A 21,882-nucleotide genomic window follows, 5' to 3' on the forward strand; every position below is an offset into this window, starting at 1 on the left:
CCCTTCCCGCTATGGATTCAGTTATTCGCGGCCTGGCGATCTATTTCTTTCTGCTGCTCATTTTTAAGGTGAGCGGAAAACGGTCGCTGCACGATACCACCACCTTTGACTTTGTGCTGCTGCTTATCATCAGCGAAACTACCCAGCAGGCCTTGCTTGCCGACGACTTCTCCCTTGTGAACGGCTTTATCCTGATCACGACGCTGGTTTTTACAGATATCGTTCTGTCGCTGGTCAAGCAAAAGTTTAAAACCACGGATAAGGTGCTGGATGGCACCCCGACCATACTTGTCGATAACGGGAAGCTTTTAAAAGACAGGATGGAGAAGGTACGGGTAGATGAAGGCGACATCATGGAATCGGCCCGCAAGCTTCGGGGACTGGAGTCGATGCAACAGGTAAAGTATGCGATTCTCGAAAACGACGGCAGCATTTCCATTATTCCGCGTACAGAGCAGGCTTTAGGTCAGTAGCAAGCGGTACGCAGCAACGAGGCAGCTGTCCCCTGCACTACCTTGCAGGCTTCTCTACATCCTGCAGCACCGAACTTTCTTTCCCATCGGCCAGTTCGCGAATCACGCTGATGCTGCCTTCTGTTTCCAGGATAACGGCGCCTACTTCTTCTACCGTGCCGATGCCTTTACTACGTATGGCAGCCAGTATCTCTTCACGGGTAATCCGTTCCGTTTTCATTGCATCCCACAGAAACGTGCCCTGGTATAAAAGGAGTGTCGGTGTTGCTTTCACCAGGCTGCTTAGCTTTTTAGACCGAACCGATCCCCAGGTAATGACATACTGCAAAAAGATCAGCAGCGCAAATGCGGCTATCCCATCCAACAGCGGCACATCTTTCGAAAGCAGTACCGTGGCCAGTGTAGAGCCCAGCGCAATGGTAACGATAAAATCAAAGGAGTTCATTTTGGAGAGCGTCCGCTTACCCGAGATCCGCAGCTGGATCACCAACACGAGGTAAGCCATAAGGCCAATGATGAGCGTGCGCTCCAGACTTTCTATGCTACTAAATAACAGTTTATCCATTTGAAAAATATATCGGTGAAAAATTAGTTCCCGCAGGCAAACGCCCGCAGTGCTTATACTTTATACTTACCCGAATCAGCATACCTTGTGGATAGCACTTCTCAGGCTATGTGCCGGGCGATGGCTGCGTTTACTTGCTGCTGCATTTCCCTGATCACGCTGGCGTTTAGTTCGGAGGAGCTAAGGGCCTGCAACTGTTGCAACACCTGTTGCAGCTGCAGCCTTAACAGGCGATCTTCTTTGCCATAGTCCCAGATGGGCAGGATGCAGCGCTCAAACATTTCCGGAAAGGTGTATTCGCTGGTGATAATGCGCAGCACGCCCTCATCGTCGGATAAGGCAGCTTCGGGAAAGTGCGTGAGCCGGAAAGCAAGCAGATCGGCCAGGGCATGCAGGCTGAGCACAGCCGTGCCCGGATCGTTTATGCCGGGACTCAGGGCTTTTACAGCCACCTCCACCAATTGCTTAAAGCCGTAGAAGGCACTCTTTTCAATCGGCTCACCATCATAAAAGTTAATGTACGTATGCAGTTGCTCCCGCTGCTCCTGCGTCAGTTCTTCTGCCGCTTCTACTGCTACAAAAGCTGTTCCCCGCAACAAATAAGTGCCTGCAGGATAGCAAAAGTGCAGCAGCCAGTTCTGCGCCCTGCACACCTCCAGCAGCCCGTGTTTGTTAAAGCCCTGGAAATAGCCCGACACGGGCGCAAACAGCATCACCGATGAGCTGACCGGGTTTCCGGGTAGTGCCCGCGTTCTTTCTTTTTCCTGGCACTGCCTTTCCAGTTCAGCCATTGTGGCCTGATAGATGCGCCTGATGATAGTCTCATACTTGACACTTTGGGTGATATAGTGCAGAAAGTAAATGAACAGGAAAATATCGCCGATAGTGAAAAGAATGAGCAGGTACACGCTGAGCGCCGGCACCATGATGCCGGAATCGATATCACGGATGGTGCTCAGCAGGAACAAGGCATACACAATGGTGCCAATGTAAAAGCCAAGCACCCACTGCTGAAACCGGTTCCCGATCATACTATCAAGCACGCGGTTGCTCAGGTTGGAGGCCGCCTGGTTGAGCAGGATCATCACCATCGAAAAGCTGAAAACAGTAAGCGAAAGCACGCCGGCGGCAATGGTGGCGGCAATGGTCCTGGCCGTGCTGGCATCTCTCAGGCTTATAAAATCCCAGCGGCTCTTGATGCTCTTGCCCAAAGGCGAAAAATCAATGTAAAGCAGCACATACGATAAGACCAGGAAGCAGATGGCAATAATGGCGGGGTAAAAAGCAATGCTGTTTACCAGGTTGTTGTAAAACTGCCGTATCCATTTTCTTAACCTTCCTTTCATACTGTATCATTCAAGTTTATATGCCGCCACCCGCCCCCTGCCTGGTTATACCTACGGCAAAACCAGCAATTGCTACAAAAGCAGTTGAGTAAAGCCATATTCCAGCAGCCTTTACTAGCACTTATTCCTGCGTTTTACCAAATCAGCGTGGCTACGTATGAGGCTGTATGGCCCCAAAATGCAAAGCGATCTTGCTGATACTCCTGCTGCTCCCGTTCCGCAGCTTTGCCTGGGGCTTTTTTGCGCACCAGCGCATCAACCACCTAGCGGTGTTTGCCCTGCCGCCCGAGATGATCGGGTTCTACAAAAACCACATCCGCTACATCACCGAAAATGCGGTGAACCCCGACAAGCGTCGCTATGCCGTAGCCGGCGAGGCACCCCGGCACTACATCGACCTGGATGTATACGGCGACAGCGCCCTGTATAAAATGCCCCGCTACTGGCCACAGGCCGTGAAGAAGTATGGCGAGGATACGCTGCAGGCCTATGGCATTGTGCCCTGGCATATTAACCTGATGAAGTACCAGCTTACGCAGGCTTTTAAAGACCATAACCTGGACCGGATCCTGCGCCTGTCCACCGAGCTGGGGCATTATGTGGCCGATGCCTGCGTGCCGCTGCACACCACACAGAACTATAACGGGCAGCTGACCGGGCAACGCGGCATACATGGCTTCTGGGAGTCGCGGTTGCCGGAACTATACGCCGGCAGTTACGACTTTTTTGTGGGCCAGGCCACATACCTGGAGCGGCCGCAGCTAAAAGCCTGGGACCTGGTAGCCAGCGCCCACCTGGCCCTGGACTCGGTGCTTGCATTTGAGCGGGACTTAAGCAGGGCCTTTGCTGAAGACAAGAAGTATAGCTTTGAAGTACGCAACAATCTCACCACAAAAGTATACGCGCGGGCCTTTTCTGATGCCTATCAAAAGCGCTTGAACGGGCAAGTAGAGCGGCAGATGCGCCTGGCCATCCGTACGGTGGCCAGCTACTGGTACACGGCCTGGGTGGATGCCGGCCAGCCCGACCTGCGCAAAATCACCCGCCCTTTGTCGGCAGAAGAGCTCCGGCGCCTGGAGCTGGAGAAAAAGGTGTACGAAACCGGTTCGCACAAAGTCCGGCCAGAAGGCGATGAGTAAGGAAGAGGAAGCCCGGCAGGTTTATACTTGCAACTTTATACTTGCTATACTTCCTGCCGCGGCCACAATGCTATTTCTTGTTTACTGGTATTTTTATGCTTTCCGCTACATTGTGCGCGGCTTTAAACTGCAGGCCCAGCAACCCGGCAAGCGTCTGCGCAAACTGTTTCTGGTATAATGTGGCTGCTTCCTTTACCTCGCCGGTGGGCCTGATGGTGGGGCCGAGCACCGCAAACCATATTTCTTCTGCTCCGGCTACCTGGCTGCCGTGGCTGGTCCACTCGCTTTTTACTTTGTCGCCCCGGCCATGGTCGGTGGTGATGAACAGCAGCGTTTTATTTTTATACCTGTCGTTGCTTTGGATATAGGTCCAGATAGCTTTCACATACTCGTCAAACTGATGGGCCGCATTCAGGTAATGTTTGTACTCGCCGGCGTGGGCAAATTCGTCGGTTTCGCCATAAGCAATGTATAAAACACGCGGCTTTCGCTCTTTAAGATGTTCCATGGCCGCATGGTGCGTAAACACATCCAGGCACTCGTGCTGCCCCCAGGGCTTAAAAGACTGGCACAGCATCTGGTTGAGGAGCTGCTCCCGGGGGGTTGGTTGCGGGCCACCGGTTGGCTCAAAAGCAGCTACCACGGGCACACCGCTTCTTGGCTCGTTGAGGATGTACGAAAATGCTTCCCAGGCACCAAATGCCGCTACTTTGCCTTTAAACCCGGCCTGTTGGTTGATGAACTCCAGCACATTGGTAGCCGGGTTATTTACAAGCGCATTAGACGTAAGATCAGGCGACACAAAGCCGGTAAATATCTCGCTGTAGCCCGGTGACGAGATCCGGTGCGGATTGGCGACGTTTACCTTGTTGCCCAAAGCCCTGTTGCCGTACAGTTGCCCATGCTGCGCCACATATTGCCACATAAAAGGCAACAGTTTAGCCCGCCGCTGCATCGGATCAGGGGCCCAGTATTTGGCAGCAATGCCGGCGCTATCACCCTGATTATACTCTTTGTCGGCCGCCAGCACCGGGTCCATACCCTGGTATACTTCCTGCCACCGCAGGCCGTCGGTGGTGAGCACCACGATATTTTCTATCTGCTGTGCGGCACCTGCCTGCATGCCGGTAAAAGAAAGGAAAAGAATCAGGCTGAGTTTCTGTAGGAGTTTCATGGTATGAGCTAATATTGTATTGGAAAGGCAAGTATAAGAAATTACTTTCAGGTATACCTGCCTGGTATAAAGAGCCGGTCGTGATGCGCTGCCTGCCGGTAAACCGACTTTCTCATGTACTTAAAAGCAACAGGAAACCTACCAAAAGATCGCAAACACACCGCACACTTGCAGGCCATTTTGCTGTACGCTTTACCTCTTACAAGTATAAACGGAAGCAGGCAAGTATACTAAGATCCATACGGCGCCTGGGTTTTCCGGCACTTCAAAAATAAGTAACTTGCCGTACCACAAACTTCTGACCTCTGATGACAAAATCTTTTTCTCTCTTTTCTCTCCGCTCCCTCCTCCTTTTGCTTGCTGTCTGCATGCAATACCAGGCAGGAGCGCAAACCAAAACCACGGTTGATTTTGCCCGCCTGGATGCTTATTACCAGAAAGCCCTGAAAGACTGGAATGTGCCGGGTATGGCCATTGCCATCGTAAAAGACGATTCGATCGTGTTTGCGAAAGGCTACGGCGTAAAAGACCTCAAAACCGGCGGCGCCGTAGATGCCAACACCCTGTTTGGGATTGCCTCCAACACCAAAGCCTATACTGCCGCAGCGCTGGGCATTCTGGTAGACGAGGGCAAGCTGAAATGGAACGACCCGGTACAGAAATACCTGCCTTACCTGCAGCTCTACAACCCTTACGTAACCGAAAACCTGACCATCGAAGACCTGCTGTGCCACCGCGTAGGTTTCCAAACGTATGCCGGCGACCTGCTCTGGTACAACACCACCTACAGCCGCCCCGAGATCATCCGGCGCATGCGCTACCTGGAGCCGGCGTATGGCTTCCGCAATGGCTACGGCTACTCTAACCTCATGTTTATTACCGCCGGCGAAGTGATCGCGGCCGTTTCGGGCACCACCTGGGAGAACTTTATCGCCACTCGCTTTCTGCAGCCCCTGGGCATGACCCGGACCTATACTTCGGTGAATGCCCTGAAAGGCGTAGACAACGTGGCCACGCCGCACGGCTTTGATGCAGACGGCAAACCTTACCCTACCAAGTTTACCGCCTGGGACAACTGGAACCCGGCCGCAGGCATTTTCACCAGCGTAAACCAGGATGCCCAGTGGCTGCGCCTGCAACTGGGCCGCGGTACCTACAAAGGCAAGAAGATCTTCAGCGAGGACGTGAGCCGCAACATGTGGAACGCCCACAATCCTTTCCCGGTATCTAAAAAATCAGAAGAGGTAACGCCTTCCACGCATTTCTCTGCTGCCGGCCTGGGCTGGATGCTCTCCGACTACGAAGGCCGCAAGCTGGTAGCGCATGGCGGTGGCCACGAAGGTATGAACAGCCGCACGGTGCTGGTGCCTGAAGAAAACCTGGGCATTGTGATCCTGACCAATAGTATGAGCAGCATCATGTCGCCCCTGGCCAACTATACGGTAGACCAATTCCTGGGCATCAAAAACGGGCGCGATTGGAGCCGCTTTGCCCTGGACGCACAGGAAGCTGCCAAAAAAGAAAAGGAAGCGGAGCTACGCAATGCGCCGAAAGAGAAAAAGGCCCGCAAGAGCAAACTCACCCGCGACTTATCGGAGTATGCCGGCACCTACCACAGCCCGCTTTACGGCGATGCCACCATTACTTTGAACGGCAAAAAGCTGGAACTGCAACTGGCACCGGCGCCAACCCTGGGAGGCACGCTCAGCTACTGGCAACACGATATCTTTAACCTGGACTGGAAAACGGATTATGCCCTACTGCACCCGACCAACGTGCGCTTCCTGACCGGTGAAGATGGCAAGATTGAAGCCATGCGGCTAGATTCGGACAACCCTGACTTTAACTTTGAAGAGCTGAAGTTTGAAAAAATAAAGCAGCAGTAACTGTCTCCTCTTCTCAAAAGAAACACTTGCTGCTGCTATTGCTGTAAAAACCTACCTGCATACAAAAGGCCGTACCTGGTACGGCCTTTTCCCGGTGGTCATCCTATTTAGTTAGGCTATTAAGTAAGTAATGGTACTTACTGTTGCGAAATAAGCTGCAATGATCCAATATGCGGCTTCCTCGCTGTGAGAGTAAATTTTTTTCATCGTATAGTTACATTAAGTGACAAAATAACTTATTAGCCATCAAGTGCTTATGTTGTTATACGAGGGCAAGAACGAAGTGGGTTATAGTACAACCAAAATATTTCCGCTCCATTTCAGTGCTATAATGCTATTGCAATAGCAGCTGCCAGCATCCTGTAAAGCTCCAATTTAAAGCTCGCAGCAAAATACATTATATTGTACAATTTTTTATATCCGTATTCACACTTTTAAACTGTACTTCCTATCAAAGAGAGTCGCCCCTACTTCTGCGCAAGCAGGCTATTTTCGGTTTGCTCATGGAGAGGTGGCCACTGGCCGGTTTCACGGGGTTTACCCACTGGCCCTGGCCGGCATCGGAGTTAACCTGCCCCAGCATCTATCCGGATACAGCTCGGGCAGCAAACAAAAAGCCCGCTGCCAAACGGAAGCGGGCCTTTTGATATTTAAAAGCTGTAATTCGTAATTAAAACTTACACCAGTTTCTTGTACCGGATACGCTTAGGCTCCATGTCGCCCAGGCGCTTCTTCTTGTTCTCTTCGTATTCGCTGTAGTTGCCTTCAAACCAGTATACCTGCGAGTCGCCTTCAAACGCGAGAATGTGCGTGCAGATACGGTCCAGGAACCAGCGGTCGTGCGAAATGATCACGGCGCAACCGGCAAAGTTCTCCAGGGCATCTTCCAAGGCGCGGATCGCATTTACGTCCAGATCGTTGGTAGGCTCATCGAGCAGCAGCAGGTTACCGCCTTCTTTCAGCGTCATGGCCAGGTGCACGCGGTTGCGCTCCCCACCCGACAGCTTCTCTACTTTCTTCTCCTGGTCGCCGCCTGAAAAGTTAAACTTGCTCACATAAGCGCGTGACACCACCTGGCGGCCGGCCATCATCATGTGCTCCGTTCCGCCCGAGATCACCTCGAAAACAGATTTGCTCGGGTCCAGGCGGGCATGCTCCTGGTCTACGTACGAGATCTGCACGGTAGAGCCCACCGTAAAGTCACCATTGTCAGGTTTCTCCTGTCCGGTGATGAGCTTGAAGAGCGTGGTTTTACCGGCACCGTTCGGGCCGATGATGCCCACAATGCCTCCCTGCGGCAGGGCAAAACTCAGATCTTCGAACAACAGCTTATCGCCGTAAGCCTTGCTCACGTTATTCACCTCGATTACCTGGGCGCCCAAACGCGGGCCGTCCGGAATGAACAGCTCCAGTTTCTCTTCCTTCTTGGCCGATTCTTCGCTGGCCAGTTTATCATACTGGCTGATACGCGCCTTGGATTTGGCATGACGGGCTTTGGGAGCCATCTTCACCCATTCCAGCTCACGCTGCAGGGTTTTCTGGCGCTTGCTTTCGGTTTTCTCTTCTGCTGCCAGTCGGGTAGACTTCTGCTCCAACCAACTGCTATAGTTGCCTTTCCACGGAATGCCTTCGCCACGGTCCAGTTCCAGTATCCAGCCGGCCACATTGTCGAGGAAGTAACGGTCGTGGGTAACAGCGATCACGGTGCCCTTGTATTGCTGCAGGTGCTGCTCCAGCCAGTCCACCGACTCGGCGTCGAGGTGGTTGGTCGGCTCGTCCAGTAGCAACACGTCCGGCTCCTGCAAGAGCAGGCGGCACAGGGCCACGCGGCGCTTCTCGCCACCCGACAGGTTAGCAATCAGCGCATCTTCGGGTGGCGTGCGCAGCGCATCCATGGCACGCTCCAGGCGGTTATCCAGCTCCCAGGCGTTAAGCTGGTCCAGTTTTTCCTGCACCTCGCCTTGCCGTTCGATGAGCTTGTTCATGGCGTCGTCGGTCATCTCCTCGGCAAACTTCATGTTGATCTCGTCGAATTCCTTCAACAAAGCCACCACTTCGCTTACGCCCTCTTCCACCACCTGGCGCACAGTTTTGGTCGGGTCCAGCTGAGGCTCCTGCTCCAGGTAGCCCACCGTGTAGCCCGGCGACCATACTACCTCGCCCAGGAACTCCTTGTCCACACCGGCAATGATCTTCAGTAAGCTGGATTTACCCGAGCCGTTGAGGCCCAGTACGCCAATTTTGGCGCCGTAAAAAAACGACAGGTAGATATTTTTCAGTACTTGTTTCTTTGGAGGGTAGATCTTGCTTACCCCAGCCATCGAAAAAATAATAGTTTCGCTACTCATATGCTTGTTTATCGTGTTCTGTTAATCTTTTGTAACAAAATCAAGTTGGCTTACGTGCCACCTTCAGCCACAGGGCTATAAAGTAGCAGCGGGCTAATTATTTTGTAATCAAATACAAATATCGTAAAAATTCATGCATTAACGCGTCACAAAATTGCGCTTAAATCATTAAACTTGTAAAAAAACTGTATTGGGGATAGTTGGCCCGAACTGATTTTGACACCCGGCAGCCGCTACTACCGTTGCGCTACGAGTTGGCGCGATGGCCGCGTTTAACGCAGCAGGCAAAGCGTGCGTATGCTAAAGTTAGTTTTATTTGCTACCTTACTCTAATTTACGACCCATAACCCATCCAATAAATGGAAAACAACGATCTATTGGAAGAAGCCAGAAAATATGGCTTTATTCAGGACCAGCAGGTGTGGCTGAAACCCTTCATGAGCTACCCCGCCCGGCAGGTAGGCGACGTAAAGGAGTCTGAGGAGGATTCGCTGGTTTACTTTGCCAAGCGTTTCGACATGTTCCAGGCCAAGGTGAACAACCTGCTGGAGCGTATCGCAACCTCCGACAACAAAGGCTCTTTTCTGATGAAGGTGCTGCACATGAAAGAACAGGTGGGCAATTTTGACGCGCTCGGCCATTTTGAGCAGGTTTTTCATACGTTGCGCCAGGCCGAAGAAGACATCAACGAGACCATCAAACAAAACCGTGAGAAGAACCTGAGCATTAAGGTTGCCCTGATTCAGGAAGCCGAAGCGCTGCAGGATAGCATAGACTGGAAAGAGACCACAGAAAAGCTGAAAGAGCTGCGTGCCAACTGGATTAAAACCGGCCCGGTAGACAAAGAGCTTACTGAGGAAACAGAAGAGCGTTTCAGAGCTGCTGTAGAACTTTTCTTTGAGCGCAAGAAGAATTTCTTCGAGGATAAGAAGCAGATGCTGAACCGCACCTTCGATAAATACCGCGATCTGATCGCCCAGTCGGTGGCCCTGCAGAACTCGGATGAATGGGAGGCAACCACCGCCAAGCTAAAGCAGCTGCAGAACCAGTGGAAAGAAGTGGGCGGCAACCTGCCCCGCAAGACCACCAGCCGCCTCTGGACCGAGTTCCGGAAGGCGCACAACCACTTTTTTGAGCGCCTGAAGAAGAAGATCGACAACGAGAAAACCGAATCCAGGGACAAATACTACGAAACAAATTACGAGCGCAAAAAGGAACTGGTGCACGAAGCCGAGCAGCTGCTGCAGCACCATAACCTGGGCGATGCCGTGAAGCGGGCCAAGGAGCTGCAGGCCGAGTGGAAAAAAGTAGGGCCGGTAAGCCAGACTGTTTCCGATATGATCTGGGAGCGCTTTATCAAAGCCTGCGATAAGGTTTTTGAAACAAGCAGCCTCGAACACTATATCCGCAAGCGCCAGCAGGCAAACGGCGAGGAACTGAGCGAATCAGATGGTTTGCAGGCACGCATCAACGCGTTGAAAGACTTTATAAAGTCTGATAAAACCGAGCTGGAAGTGCTGGAATCGAACCTAGGCAAGTTAAGCGACGCGCCAGGCAACGAAACTTTCCGCAGCATGCTGCAGGGCAAGATCCGCAACTTTAACCGCAAGATCAACACCAAACAGGAGCTGATCGAAACCTTTAAAGGGCAGCTAAGCACTAGCAACAAGTAAAATATAAAAGACACCTCCGTTAGTGTGGTTTGCAGCAAGAAGGGTGCGCCAGCCATAAAAGGCAGCAACCCTTAACGAAATACAAGAAGCGGTTTGTACGCCAAAAAGCGCCTGTTACGATTGTGACAGGCGCTTTTTTAGTATCTGGCACGCTTCATGTAACTCATGTTACAGCCCTGAAAATAATTCTTACCTTTCTGAACATTTACAGTTTGTTTGCGTTGTGTTGGTAAAAACAGACAAAAAAAGCAATTTTTATTCGATAAAAATTTTAGTTTTTATATTTATTCCTACTTTTGCAAACCCATTTTAATTGCCAAATATTTAAAGGAGAAACATACTATGTACTGGACACTGGAATTAGCTTCATACCTGGAGGACGCACCCTGGCCAGCCACGAAAGATGAGCTGATTGATTACTCTATCCGCTCTGGCGCCCCTATGGAAGTTGTAGAAAACCTGCAAGCCCTGGAAGACGACGGACAACCTTACGAGAGCATCGAAGAGATCTGGCCTGACTATCCGACCAAAGAAGATTTTATGTTCAACGAAGACGAGTACTAAGGATAATTAGAAATTATGAATTAGAAGTTAGAAATTGCTCCCGGAGGATACTCCCTTTTCTAATTTTGAATCTCTAATTTTTAATTGCTCTGACTTTGATCGTAGAAGCAAATAATCTGGTTGCGGGTTATGGACAGCGTGTCCTGATTCGCAACCTTTCTTTTTTAATACCCGCCCCGGCCTTTGTAGCGGTGATCGGGCACAATGGCGCCGGCAAAACCACGCTCTTCAAAGCGTTTCAGCAAAAGGTACCTTACCAGGGGCAACTGCTGGTGCAGGGCCAGGACCTCAGGCATCTTTCCAACCCGGCCGCCAAAGGCATTTTGAGCTACCTTCCCCAGAAAAACACGGTTAACTTTCCGATAAAGGTGCTGGACCTGGTGGTGATGGGCTTGTTCCGGAAAAAGCGCTTTTTCGAGAATTACGATGTGGCAGATTATACCTTAGCTACGCAAACCCTGGCCCAGCTGCAGCTCTCGCACCTGCAGGACCAGGACTTCACCACGCTTTCGGGCGGCGAGCAGCAACTGGTGTGGCTGGCGCAACTGATGCTGCAGGATGCCGATATTAGTCTGTTGGACGAGCCCACCCAGCAGTTGGACGTATACTATAAAAACCAGGTATTCCGGCTACTGCAAAACTGGGTGCTGCAACAGCATAAAACCATCCTCTGCATCACCCACGACCTGCAAAACCTGATGCACCTGCAGGGTTACCTGCTCAACCTCTCCAAACCAAGTCCCATCCTTGAACCCATCTCCCCGGAGGCGGTACAGCAAAACCAGGCTTACCTGGAAGCAGGGCGGCAGCTGGTGTAGCGGTTTGTGCTTAGATTTTATACTTGCTGCTGTGTATACTTTGCTATCCGCCTTCTTTTATTTGAATGAAGCCTTTCTTTATAGCTGCTTCTGATCTTCCGTTTTATACTTGCTACTATATTCAGTGGCCTGAGTTTAATATGCTGGCTTATACTTGCTGTTATACTTGGTAGCAGTTGGTATTTAGTTAAATATTCCGCTATACTTGGTAGTAGCTTTTCTTCCTCCATTTAATCCTTTGGCTATACTTTGTAGCCGCTTTTCTTCCTCAGTCTTATACTTGCATTATTTCATCTTATACTTTGGAGTGCTCCAAGCCCGCGAGGGCTCGTCCTCGGGCATCGCGCTGCTTTCGTTTCCTGCCTAACGGCTGCCACTCGCGTGGTACCGGAAACTCTCGAGGCGCTCAACCCAAGGACTGGGATCAGCTCGATAGCGGCTGTCTTTCACTATGCAACTTGAATCTTGTAGGGACAGGTCGCGACCTGTCCGCGCAATGGCAGCTGCTATGAAAGTATAGCTGAAGTATAAACCTTCTCTCCTGGCCTATTCTTTTTTGTCATCCTGAAAGGATCTTGGTGGATGGGAGATGAAGCATTCGCTACGCAAGCATTCTGTTCATCCTCCAGCAGCCTAGAAAGTCCCCCTTTGAAGGGGGTAGGGCGATGTTTATACTTGGCAAACAGCAACGGCTATTTTGAATTTGTAATCCGAAAGAAGAGTAACCGCGGATTTGTAATCCGCCTGGAAAGAGCCTTAACTCGAAGCACACCAGTGGATTGCAAATCCGAAACAGCAGAGATCATGAAAGTATTTTGAACAGATCTCTCCTTACGTCGAGATGACAACACGGAAGAGTATGACGCTTTTCGCAACTGCATAGCAACAACAAAGCTTATACTTCCCAAGCAGCCAGAACTGGCTCCCCTCCTTGGATAAGGAGGGGTAGGGGTGGTTGGACCCGGTACTTCGCAGCCTATATTTCACCAGTAGCTAAAACAAATCCCTCCTTAAACTAGCGAGAAAGTGAGTCTTAAGCAAGCAGGCACAGCGCTGAGAGGTGGTTGGACAGTGTATACTACAAATCTACTTAGCTAATAGACCGGCTGTTCCGGAAGCTAGCGAAAGCCTGCTCTATCCTTCTGCAGCCTAAATCTCTCTGGCAAAGGCTTCGGCAAGTATAAGATCCTCGGGGGTGGTGATCTTGATGTTGCGGTAGCTTCCTTCCACCAGCGTAATCTCCTCCCCTATACTTTCCACCACCGAGGCATCGTCGGTAAAGTGTGCCTGTTCCGGCTGCTCATACGCCCGCCGAAGGATACTTGCCCGGAAGCACTGCGGGGTTTGCACCAGCTTGTATTGGTCGCGCTTCACAGCCCGGCTTCCCTGGGGTGTCAGCTCCCGGATAGAGTCTTTCGGCGACACAGCGACCACGGCGCTGCCAAACGTGGCTGCCGCTTCGTAGGCTGTTTTTATCGTAGCCACCTCCACAAAGGGGCGCACGCCGTCGTGCACGGCCACTAACGCCTCGCCTTGTACAGCATCCAATCCATTTTTAACAGAGCCAAAGCGGGTGGCGCCGCCCAGCACCACCATATGGAACAACTCGAAACGGTGTTTGCGGCATAGGTCGCGCCAGGTGCTTAGTTGCTGCTCCGGCAACACCACGATCAGCCGCAGGTCGGGGTTATACTTATAAAATTGCGCGATGGTGTGCATCAGCACGGGTTTGCCGGCTACTTCGATAAACTGCTTGGGCAGGGTGTGCTGCATGCGGCTGCCGCTGCCGCCGGCCACAATAATAGCATACTCCGGGAGTTGATCCATAGCGGCAAGTGTCATTGCTGAGGTTCGGGTTTCAGGTAGCGTCAGGCTTATTGGCCTTTAAATTGCGGTTTGCGCTTCTCGTTAAAAGCAGTCACGCCTTCTTTGTAATCGTCGGAATTGCCGGCTATTTTCTGGCATTGTGCTTCGTAGTCCAGCATCTCATCCAAAGTAGAATGAAACGATTTGTTGAGCATCTTCTTCATTAGCCCGATGGCTTTGGTAGGGCTTGTTGCATAACGGGCAGCCAGTTCGGCCACAGCCGCATCCAGTTCTTCGGGGGCCACCACTTTGTTCACCATACCCAGCTGCAGCGCCTCCTCTGCCGATACTTTGCTGCCCAGCGTACTCAATTCAAACGCTTTGAGGGAGCCCACAGCGCGTGGCAGAAAGAAGGATGAACCTGAGTCCAGTACCAGCCCTACATTCACAAACACCTCGATCATACTTGCAGCCGATGAGGCCACCACCAGGTCGCAGGCCAGGGCCAGCGAGCAGCCCGCGCCGGCCGCCACGCCGTTAAGCTTGCAGATAATAGGCTTAGGCAGGTTGCGCATGGCACGAATGATGGGGTTGTAGCGCTTCTCCAGCGACTCCGAAAGGTCGCGTTTGCTGGCGCCGGCAATAGCTTTCAGATCCTGGCCCGAGCAAAACGCTTTGCCAGCTCCTGTGAGCACCACTACGCGCACCGTATTATCGCGGCTTACCTGCTTGAGGGCATCCTGCAGGTCGTAGCTTTGCTGGTCGTTAAAGGCATTGAAAACATCGGGCCTGTTCAGGGTAATGGTGGCCACGCCATCCTGCACAGTATATAGTAAACACTCGTAGGTCATTGCGTCCGGGTTTTGGTAACAATCAAAGTTACGAAAACGCCTGCGTTTGGCAAGCAGCCCGCTACAAAGCCATAGTGAAAGCAGCGGCCAGCGCCAGCAGCAGCCCGCTGGCAAAGCCGGTGTATACCTGGGCCGGCGTGTGCTTGTGCAGCGCCAGGCGCGCCGACAGCACCGCTCCTGCCAGAAACACCGCTATAGCAATCGGGAAAACGAGCATGGCCTCCGGCGCGAGCCTGTTGAGCAGCAGCAGCAAACCCAGGCAACCGCCCACACCCACGCTATGGGCGCTCACTTTCCAGAAAAGGGAGATAAACCAGGTCAGGAAAACCGAGGCTGTTACCACCAGCATGATGATATAAAAGACGGAATCAAACGTGGTTTCACGGCGCAGCAGGTAGGTCGTCAGGGCGTAGCACACGCCGGTAAACAACAGCGGCAGCCGGCGCTGTTCGCGGCGGTCCATCTCCATGGAGTCCAGCTGGCCGGTGCGCACCATTACGTAAGCCCCCACACCCGGAATAACAAAGGTGGTAAAGAAAAGCATGCCCAGTATAAGCCAGCGGCCTCTGACGTTGAGCGAGAGCAGCGACTCGGGCATGTAGAAAAGGACCACGGCAAAAAGGTAGGTCGGCAGCAGCAGCGGGTGCAACACAACCGACAGCACCTGCGCAAGAGAACGGCTCACGTGGGAGTTAAAAGTTAGAGAGTTAGAAAGTTAAAAAGTCGGGAAGTTAAAAAATTAATATAATAGGTATAAACGCGACCAGTCCAGCTCTTATACTACACGATCAGCAATACAACAATCAACAATTTAACAATCAAATTAAAGCTCCTTGCGGAGGCGGGCTACTGGAATGTTGAGCTGCTCGCGGTATTTGGCCACCGTGCGGCGGGCTATGTTGTAACCTTTCTCGTTGAGGATCTGCTCGATCTTTTCGTCCGATAAAGGCTTGCGCTTGCTTTCTCCCTCGATGATCTCTTTAAGGATGTGCTTTACTTCGCGGCTGCTGGCGTCCTCGCCCGAGTCGGTGGCAATGCCTTCGGAGAAAAAGTATTTAAGCGGGTAAATACCAAACTCAGTCTGCACGGCCTTGCTATTGGCTACACGACTCACCGTGCTAATGTCCATGCCGATTTCTTCGGCAATATCTTTCAGGATCATCGGGCGCAGCTCGCTTTCATCGCCTTCCAGAAAGAAATTGTGCTGATACTTGATAATGGCCTCCATGGTGCGCAGCAGCGTATTCTGGCGCTGGCGGATGGCATCGATAAACCACTTGGCCGCATCCAACTTCTGCTTTACAAACGTAACCGTCTCCTTCAGCTTTTTGTCCTTCTTGTCGGACTTGTCGTAGGCATCGAACATGTCGGCGTAGGAGCGGCTGATACGCAGGTCCGGCGCATTGCGCGAGTTGAGCGAAAGCTGCAGCTCGCCGTTGGTATTAGTAAGTATAAAATCAGGGATGATATATTGCACGCGCGTTAGCCCGGCACCGGCACCACCCGGTTTGGGGTTCAGCCGGATAATCACATCCACTGCCTTCTTCAGCTCCTCTTCCGAAATGTTGAAGCGGGACTGGATCTTTTGATAATGTTTTTTAGTGAACTCGTCAAAGGCTTCTTCCAGGATGCGCTCGGCCAGGATCGTGGTCTGGTCCTGCTCGCGGCGGTGAAGCTGCAGCAACAGGCACTCGGGCAGGTCACGGGCCGCGATGCCGGCCGGGTCGAAGGTCTGGATCATGTGCAGCACCTGCTCAATCTCCTCCTCCGAGGTTTCGATGTTTTGCGAAAAAGCCAGGTCGTTGGCAATGGCCCGCATGTCGCGCCGGATGTAGCCGTCGTTGTCGATGCTGCCGATCAGCTGCATGCCGATATTATACTGCCGGTCGTCCAGGTCCAGGAAGCCCAGCTGGTCCAGCAGCGAATCGGTGAGCGACGTAGTCATGGCAATGGGCATGTCGCGCTCTTCTTCGTCGCCACCCCGGTCGCCCTGCATTTTATAGCCGCTGATCTCGTCGTCGTTCAGGTAATCGTTTATGTCGAGGTCCTCGTTCTTGCCATACTCCTCTTCGCCCTCGTAATCGTCGCTGTCGCTATACTCTTCGGCCGATTCTTCGCGGCCTTCTTCTAGGGCCGGATTGATCTCCATTTCCTCTTTTATGCGCATCTCCAACTCGGCCGTAGGTATCTGGAGCAGCTTGATAAATTGTATCTGCTGCGGCGATAACTTCTGGGATAAGAGTTGCCTTAAATCGAGTCGCTGCATAGGGTTTAAACTGAATTACGTGCTTTTTGGTGCACCTTCAAATTTAGGATAATTTTACTTGCATTTACAAAAAAGGTTAAAATATCGTTACTTTGGGGGATTTTAAGAAAAGGCCGCCAGCAGTTTATGTATAACCTGCCGGTTTCGTAACTTTATAAATCCGGGAGCAACAACAAGGCACCTGTTGTCTGTTAAAACGCCCGGCGGCCTTTTAAAGTATAGCCGGCAGCCAGGCACCGGGTTTACGGCAGAAGCACGCCGCATCGTATTAATGTATACCTTTAATAATAATCTGTACCTTCAACGTTTGCAGGCAAACGGATAACCGCAAGTATAAAGGAAGCGAACCAGGGCAAGGATGGACAAAGGCCTGATAGCCTTGTTTATACCTGCTGTTTATACTTGCTTTTTTATTCCTGACCGGGGGGTACTAACAACCATACACATGCAACGCACAAAAGTAAAAGAGTTATTAGCAGGGGCCGAGGAAGGCAAAGAGGTATTGCTGAAAGGCTGGGTGCGCACCAAGCGCGGCAACAAGTATGTAACCTTTATCGCCGTAAACGACGGCTCCACGATACACAACCTGCAGGTGGTGGCCGAGGCCGACAAGTTCAGCGAAGAAGCCCTGAAAGACGTGACCACCGGCGCTGCCGTGGCTATTACGGGCGAACTGGTTGCCTCGCAGGGCAAAGGACAGGCGTTTGAAGTACAGGCCACCCGCATCGAGGTGCTGGGCAAAGCCGATCCGGAAACATACCCGCTGCAGAAAAAAGCCCACTCGCTCGAGTTCCTGCGCGAGATCGCCCACCTGCGCTTCCGCACCAACACCTTTGGTGCCGTGTTCCGGGTGCGCAACACGCTGGCCTTTGCCGTGCATAAGTTTTTCAACGAGAAAGGCTTCGTATACATGCACACGCCTATCGTAACGGCATCGGATGCCGAAGGCGCCGGCGAGATGTTCCGCGTAACCACCCTGGACCCCATCAACCCGCCCCGCAACGAGGACGGCAGCGTGAACTATGCCGAGGACTTCTTTGGTAAAGCCACCAACCTTACCGTATCGGGGCAGCTGGAAGGCGAGTTGGCGGCCATGGCTTTCAGCGATATTTATACATTCGGTCCCACGTTCCGGGCCGAGAACTCCAACACCACCCGTCACCTGGCCGAGTTCTGGATGATCGAGCCGGAAATGGCCTTCTACGACCTGCAGATGAACGCTGACCTGGCCGAGGAGTTTATCAAGTATATCATTCGCTATGCGCTGGAAAACAACCGCGACGACATCGCGTTCCTGGGCCAGCGACTGGAAGAGGAAGACAAGAGCAAGCCGCAGCAGGACCGCCAGGAAATGAGCTTGCTCGAGAAACTCGAGTTTGTAGTGAACAACGACTTTGAGCGTGTAACCTACACCGAGGCGATCGAGATACTGGTGAACTCCAATCATTATAAAAAGAAGAAGTTCCAGTACGAGGTAAGCTGGGGCGTGGACCTGCAGAGCGAGCACGAGCGCTACCTGGTAGAAAAGCATTTCAAAAAGCCGGTGATTGTAACGGATTATCCGAAAGATATCAAGGCCTTTTACATGCGCCTGAACGACGACGGCAAAACCGTAGCGGCCATGGACATCCTGGCGCCGGGCATTGGCGAAATTGTGGGCGGCTCGCAGCGCGAGGAGCGCCTGGAGATTCTGGTGGAGCGCATGAAAGGCGTGGGCATACACGAAGAAGACCTGTGGTGGTACCTGGATACGCGCCGATTCGGGGGCTGTCCGCATGCCGGCTTTGGCCTGGGCTTTGAGCGCATGGTGCAGTTTGTAACCGGTATGGGCAACATCCGCGATGTGATCCCTTTCCCAAGAACGCCGCAGAACGCAGAGTTTTAACAAAAGCGCCCTTTATACTTACATAAACAAAACGCCCGACCAAAGTATGGTCGGGCGTTTTCTTTTGCCCTTCCGTTAGTATATTGTATTTTTACTATGATTGGTTTTAAACCTGTTGCTGATGAACAAACTTAACCTGTTAGCGGGTCTGCTCTTGTCATGCAGTTTTACTGCTGCTGCCCAGGACGCGCCGGCTCCTTCTGTTAAATCACACTTCACCGGCGTCAGGTTTGGCCCGAGTCTCACCACCATCACCGGGAATGATGCTACCAACACACAAGTAGGGGCCCATGCTGGCATTTACTACCTGACCATGGAAAGCGACAAGGTGGGCATTCAGCTAGAGGCGCAATACTCTTTGCAGGGGGCGGAGCTGGAGCGGGGACATCTGCTGTTGCACTACCTTAACATACCCGTTGTTTCCAAACTGTTCCTTTCTCCTAACGCCAGTATACTGGGCGGCGGATACTGCGGGCTCCTGCTGGCGCAACGCTACCAGTATGGCGGCTATACGAACATGGAAGGAGCTGACTATGGGCTGACCTACGGCCTCTCCTTCGGGAATGAAAGCAAAGCCACCATCAGCCTCCGGCACCAGGTCGGCCTGGCCAGGATCTTCAACAAATACAGCCGCAGTAAAAATCAAACCCTTCAGCTTTCTCTTAATTACTGCCTTTTTAACAAGTAGCGGCTGGTGCGTACAAAGTATAAAAAGCACCTTAAAGCACGATCTTTCCAGACAGAAAATGGCTGTCGTAATATGATAAGGATGAAGCTGTTCGTTTAACTAATACGATCATCAACTTTGCCTCCTTTTTCTTCTACTTTGGCTAAATATTTGCATGTTATAAGCAGACACATTTCAAGCCTTAACCTATGCGTAAATCACTTTTAACCTTATTCTTTTTAGGCCTGTTTGCCACCATGGCAAGCGCCCAGAAAGAGTTTGCAAACGTGGACCTGCCGCTGCGCCATCCTGAAGACCTGGTGACGGTAGCAGATGCAAGCGGCCACGTGTGCATCTACTTCTTCCAGAACGGTAAGCTGAACTTCAGCCTGCTTTCCCCTGATGGCCAGCAGATTGCGCAGCACGAGATCCCCTACCGCTTCTCCAGGGAGCCACAGGTGCTGGGTACACGCGTAACCGATGACGAATTTGTTTTTTACAGCCGCTATACCAACGGGCGGCGCGAGTATGTGCGGCCGTTTGCCATTAACCGTGAAACAGGCGCCTTCCGCAGCCTGCAGGACCAGCAGCTCGACATCAAGCGGGGCGTAAGCTTTGTAGGGGGCTTTGGCAACGACAATCACTTTTACATGCTCTACACCGATAAAAAGGACAACCTGTACCTGTACCGCGATGCCGAGGATGACATGGCGCATCTGGATTTGCAGGTCTTTAAGCCTGAGATGCCCAAAACCCGTGACCGCTATGGCCGCCTCTCCGACCTGATCTATGTGCACCCCGACTTGGAGCGCACCGTGTATACGGGTTATCACCGCAGCAAAATTTATACCCAAGGCGACCAGGTATACATGATCTTTGACGGCTACGACCTGAAAGGCAAAGGCAATAAGGCCACGACCGAGATCCTGGCGCTGGACTGGAATACAGGCAAAACCGCTTACCGCACCCTGCCCGAGATAGAGCAGAAGAAAGGCCCTAGCTTTAACTCGTTTCTGTTTGATAATACCCTCTTCCGGGTGCAACTGGAGCGTGACCACCTGAACCTGACGGCCTATGACTTTAACACACTGCAGCCGGTAAAGGAGTATAGCTACAAAAATGATGAAGAGATCTCGATCAAATCCACACCCGTACGCCAGCGCGGCAGCAAAGGCCTTTTCTCATCGGATAACACCGTGATCGAGAAAACCTCGAAAGTGATGAAGAACCTGGCCAGTGGCGTGCCCGCTATTACCGTGGATAAGTTCAGCGATAACAGCATCCAGCTTACGATCGGCTCCTATCAGCCGGCAGAGCGCCGCGACGGCAGCCAGGATGCCAGCCGCATGGTGCGCACCCCCGATCGCTATTACCAAACCTCCCGCGGACTGGTGATGATCCCGGGCCGCTGGACACCGGCCTTCAACATCCCGAGCTATTACCTGAACTCGCCTTACTACAGCCGCTACTTCTACGACCCCATGGGCCAGGGCAGCAACCTGCCTGCCGGGCCGGGCATCAGCACGTATTTCAGGGCCATACTAGATAGCAACAGCCTGGCCAAAGTAACAGGCGACAAGGAGCCGGTGGTGCTGCAGGACAAGATAGAGCAATATGAAGAAGAGCTGAAACCGGAACCCGAATTCCAGACGGTTTACCGCTACGGCGACAAGCTGCACTATGGCTACTACGACCGCAAATCCCGGACTTTCCGCATTGTAGAGTTCTCGCAGAACCAGGAGCCGCAACAACCGCAGCAAAAGCAGCAGTAAGGTGGTTTATACTATAAAAAAGGCCCTGCCGGTTAGTTACCGGCAGGGCCTTTTTGTTCCTACTGATGCAGGTTACTCCTTCACCATCAGTTTATTTACTTTTTCCTGAAAGGCCGGGTCCTGCTGATATGCTGTCATCATTTCCTGGTATTTGTCCAGCGCCATCCCATCTTTTTTAATGGCTGCTTCGGCTTCGGTTTGCAGCGTGGGCTGCAGTTCCATAATCCGCTGGGCCGATTTGTTGAAGGCAGCCATTTCTTCGGGCGTTGCCTGCACCTCTGTTAGCTTCTGCTGCTGGTGTGCCTGCGCCATCTGGTTAAATTTTTCTACGCTCAGGTGCTCCTCCTCCAGTATTTTCATCATCTTTTGCTCGCTTACCTGTTGCAGGGCCATCAGGCGGTTGTTGGCGTCGGCAAACTGCTTCATATCGGCATCCGAATACGCTTTTGTCGGTTGCTGCTGAGCGGGTTTCTGCGGTGTGGTGGTCTGCTGGGCATTGGCGCCGGCAGCCGTAAAGCCAAGTATACAAGCAGCCAGCGCGGCCACTTTCAGGTTATGTAGTAGTTTCATAAGGTCTCCGGATTACGTTTAGGAATGGTTAATGTAGCAGGTGCTTGTCCTGTTATATACCACCTCCGGGCCAAATAGT

Annotated in this window: 18 protein-coding genes; 9 read left to right on the top strand and 9 right to left on the bottom strand. The window is 52.2% G+C overall.

The annotated features are described in order from the left end of the window. The first annotated feature begins 11 nt into the window (after nucleotides 1-11). Nucleotides 12-473 (top strand): DUF421 domain-containing protein, encoded by a 462-nt coding sequence (locus LWL52_RS15075; RefSeq protein ID WP_242921329.1) that lies wholly within the window; start codon nucleotides 12-14, stop codon nucleotides 471-473. Between the two features lie 37 nt (nucleotides 474-510). On the opposite strand, the gene LWL52_RS15080 is transcribed toward LWL52_RS15075, so the two are convergent. Then, nucleotides 511-1,038 carry a DUF421 domain-containing protein gene (locus LWL52_RS15080; protein WP_242921330.1) on the bottom strand — a complete coding sequence of 176 codons (528 nt, stop codon included), beginning with the start codon at nucleotides 1,036-1,038 and terminating at the stop codon, nucleotides 511-513. Between the two features lie 101 nt (nucleotides 1,039-1,139). Then, entirely contained in the window at nucleotides 1,140-2,384 is a 1,245-nt protein-coding gene (locus tag LWL52_RS15085) for a DUF2254 domain-containing protein (protein ID WP_242921331.1), read from the bottom strand. A gap of 167 nt (nucleotides 2,385-2,551) precedes the next feature. Here LWL52_RS15085 and LWL52_RS15090 point away from each other — a divergent pair, with 167 nt between their 5' ends. Further along, nucleotides 2,552-3,523: a zinc dependent phospholipase C family protein gene (locus LWL52_RS15090; RefSeq protein WP_242921332.1), complete on the top strand. Its 972-nt coding sequence runs from the start codon at nucleotides 2,552-2,554 to the stop codon at nucleotides 3,521-3,523. A gap of 70 nt (nucleotides 3,524-3,593) precedes the next feature. Here LWL52_RS15090 and LWL52_RS15095 read toward each other — a convergent pair whose 3' ends face one another. Beyond that, on the bottom strand, nucleotides 3,594-4,697 hold the full coding sequence (locus tag LWL52_RS15095) for an alkaline phosphatase family protein (RefSeq protein WP_242921333.1): 1,104 nt from the start codon (nucleotides 4,695-4,697) through the stop codon (nucleotides 3,594-3,596). A gap of 368 nt (nucleotides 4,698-5,065) precedes the next feature. On the opposite strand from LWL52_RS15095, the gene LWL52_RS15100 reads away from it, so the two are divergent. Continuing rightward, entirely contained in the window at nucleotides 5,066-6,583 is a 1,518-nt protein-coding gene (locus LWL52_RS15100; protein WP_242921334.1) for a serine hydrolase, read from the top strand. Between the two features lie 677 nt (nucleotides 6,584-7,260). Here the strand turns inward: LWL52_RS15100 and ettA are convergent. Further along, complete coding sequence (ettA, locus tag LWL52_RS15105; RefSeq protein ID WP_242921335.1) at nucleotides 7,261-8,931, bottom strand: energy-dependent translational throttle protein EttA; 1,671 nt, start codon at nucleotides 8,929-8,931, stop codon at nucleotides 7,261-7,263. A gap of 359 nt (nucleotides 8,932-9,290) precedes the next feature. Between ettA and LWL52_RS15110 the strand changes: the two genes are divergently transcribed. The 3 genes from LWL52_RS15110 to LWL52_RS15120 all read left to right on the top strand — a co-directional run bounded on the left by LWL52_RS15110 (nucleotide 9,291) and on the right by LWL52_RS15120 (nucleotide 11,986). Then, a complete protein-coding gene (locus tag LWL52_RS15110) occupies nucleotides 9,291-10,604 on the top strand; it encodes a DUF349 domain-containing protein (protein WP_242921336.1) in 1,314 nt (437 codons plus the stop codon). Nucleotides 10,605-10,946: 342 nt separating this feature from the next. Further along, the gene (locus tag LWL52_RS15115; protein WP_242921338.1) at nucleotides 10,947-11,168 is read left to right on the top strand and encodes a DUF2795 domain-containing protein; all 222 of its coding nucleotides are present in this window, start codon (nucleotides 10,947-10,949) and stop codon (nucleotides 11,166-11,168) included. 95 nt (nucleotides 11,169-11,263) lie between these two features. Beyond that, the gene (locus LWL52_RS15120; RefSeq protein WP_242921340.1) at nucleotides 11,264-11,986 is read left to right on the top strand and encodes an ABC transporter ATP-binding protein; all 723 of its coding nucleotides are present in this window, start codon (nucleotides 11,264-11,266) and stop codon (nucleotides 11,984-11,986) included. Nucleotides 11,987-13,135: 1,149 nt separating this feature from the next. Here the strand turns inward: LWL52_RS15120 and LWL52_RS15125 are convergent. The 4 genes from LWL52_RS15125 to rpoN form a co-directional block, all read right to left on the bottom strand. Continuing rightward, the gene (locus LWL52_RS15125) at nucleotides 13,136-13,813 is read right to left on the bottom strand and encodes a 2-C-methyl-D-erythritol 4-phosphate cytidylyltransferase (RefSeq protein WP_242921342.1); all 678 of its coding nucleotides are present in this window, start codon (nucleotides 13,811-13,813) and stop codon (nucleotides 13,136-13,138) included. Between the two features lie 47 nt (nucleotides 13,814-13,860). Then, on the bottom strand, nucleotides 13,861-14,643 hold the full coding sequence (locus LWL52_RS15130) for an enoyl-CoA hydratase-related protein (protein WP_242921344.1): 783 nt from the start codon (nucleotides 14,641-14,643) through the stop codon (nucleotides 13,861-13,863). A 61-nt stretch (nucleotides 14,644-14,704) separates the two neighbouring features. After that, nucleotides 14,705-15,328, bottom strand: a complete 624-nt coding sequence (locus LWL52_RS15135) for a hypothetical protein (RefSeq protein WP_242921346.1) — start codon at nucleotides 15,326-15,328, stop codon at nucleotides 14,705-14,707. Between the two features lie 138 nt (nucleotides 15,329-15,466). Next, on the bottom strand, nucleotides 15,467-16,909 hold the full coding sequence (gene rpoN, locus LWL52_RS15140) for an RNA polymerase factor sigma-54 (protein WP_242921348.1): 1,443 nt from the start codon (nucleotides 16,907-16,909) through the stop codon (nucleotides 15,467-15,469). Between the two features lie 445 nt (nucleotides 16,910-17,354). Here rpoN and asnS point away from each other — a divergent pair, with 445 nt between their 5' ends. The 3 genes from asnS (at nucleotide 17,355) to LWL52_RS15155 (ending at nucleotide 21,233) form a co-directional block, all read left to right on the top strand. Next, nucleotides 17,355-18,794 carry an asparagine--tRNA ligase gene (asnS, locus tag LWL52_RS15145; RefSeq protein WP_242921350.1) on the top strand — a complete coding sequence of 480 codons (1,440 nt, stop codon included), beginning with the start codon at nucleotides 17,355-17,357 and terminating at the stop codon, nucleotides 18,792-18,794. Nucleotides 18,795-18,915: 121 nt separating this feature from the next. Further along, on the top strand, nucleotides 18,916-19,482 hold the full coding sequence (locus LWL52_RS15150) for a hypothetical protein (RefSeq protein ID WP_242921352.1): 567 nt from the start codon (nucleotides 18,916-18,918) through the stop codon (nucleotides 19,480-19,482). Between the two features lie 188 nt (nucleotides 19,483-19,670). Continuing rightward, nucleotides 19,671-21,233 (top strand): hypothetical protein, encoded by a 1,563-nt coding sequence (locus LWL52_RS15155; protein WP_242921354.1) that lies wholly within the window; start codon nucleotides 19,671-19,673, stop codon nucleotides 21,231-21,233. A gap of 72 nt (nucleotides 21,234-21,305) precedes the next feature. Here LWL52_RS15155 and LWL52_RS15160 read toward each other — a convergent pair whose 3' ends face one another. Continuing rightward, the gene (locus LWL52_RS15160; RefSeq protein WP_242921356.1) at nucleotides 21,306-21,803 is read right to left on the bottom strand and encodes a DUF4168 domain-containing protein; all 498 of its coding nucleotides are present in this window, start codon (nucleotides 21,801-21,803) and stop codon (nucleotides 21,306-21,308) included. Between the last annotated feature and the right edge of the window lie 79 nt (nucleotides 21,804-21,882).

Source organism: Pontibacter liquoris (assembly GCF_022758235.1).
In the GTDB taxonomy this organism is placed as follows: Bacteria; Bacteroidota; Bacteroidia; order Cytophagales; family Hymenobacteraceae; genus Pontibacter; species Pontibacter liquoris.

Excerpts from the sequence above, each read along its gene's own strand:
- LWL52_RS15130 (WP_242921344.1), bottom strand. The coding sequence starts at position 14,643 with ATGACCTACGAGTGTTTACTATATACTGTGCAGGATGGCGTGGCCACC.
- LWL52_RS15150 (WP_242921352.1), top strand. The coding sequence starts at position 18,916 with ATGAACAAACTTAACCTGTTAGCGGGTCTGCTCTTGTCATGCAGTTTT.
- asnS (WP_242921350.1), top strand. The coding sequence starts at position 17,355 with ATGCAACGCACAAAAGTAAAAGAGTTATTAGCAGGGGCCGAGGAAGGC.
- LWL52_RS15110 (WP_242921336.1), top strand. The coding sequence starts at position 9,291 with ATGGAAAACAACGATCTATTGGAAGAAGCCAGAAAATATGGCTTTATT.
- LWL52_RS15075 (WP_242921329.1), top strand. The coding sequence starts at position 12 with ATGGATTCAGTTATTCGCGGCCTGGCGATCTATTTCTTTCTGCTGCTC.
- LWL52_RS15085 (WP_242921331.1), bottom strand. The coding sequence starts at position 2,384 with ATGAAAGGAAGGTTAAGAAAATGGATACGGCAGTTTTACAACAACCTG.
- LWL52_RS15090 (WP_242921332.1), top strand. The coding sequence starts at position 2,552 with ATGGCCCCAAAATGCAAAGCGATCTTGCTGATACTCCTGCTGCTCCCG.
- LWL52_RS15125 (WP_242921342.1), bottom strand. The coding sequence starts at position 13,813 with ATGGATCAACTCCCGGAGTATGCTATTATTGTGGCCGGCGGCAGCGGC.
- LWL52_RS15095 (WP_242921333.1), bottom strand. The coding sequence starts at position 4,697 with ATGAAACTCCTACAGAAACTCAGCCTGATTCTTTTCCTTTCTTTTACC.
- LWL52_RS15080 (WP_242921330.1), bottom strand. The coding sequence starts at position 1,038 with ATGGATAAACTGTTATTTAGTAGCATAGAAAGTCTGGAGCGCACGCTC.
- LWL52_RS15155 (WP_242921354.1), top strand. The coding sequence starts at position 19,671 with ATGCGTAAATCACTTTTAACCTTATTCTTTTTAGGCCTGTTTGCCACC.
- rpoN (WP_242921348.1), bottom strand. The coding sequence starts at position 16,909 with ATGCAGCGACTCGATTTAAGGCAACTCTTATCCCAGAAGTTATCGCCG.
- LWL52_RS15100 (WP_242921334.1), top strand. The coding sequence starts at position 5,066 with ATGCAATACCAGGCAGGAGCGCAAACCAAAACCACGGTTGATTTTGCC.
- LWL52_RS15115 (WP_242921338.1), top strand. The coding sequence starts at position 10,947 with ATGTACTGGACACTGGAATTAGCTTCATACCTGGAGGACGCACCCTGG.
- ettA (WP_242921335.1), bottom strand. The coding sequence starts at position 8,931 with ATGAGTAGCGAAACTATTATTTTTTCGATGGCTGGGGTAAGCAAGATC.
- LWL52_RS15160 (WP_242921356.1), bottom strand. The coding sequence starts at position 21,803 with ATGAAACTACTACATAACCTGAAAGTGGCCGCGCTGGCTGCTTGTATA.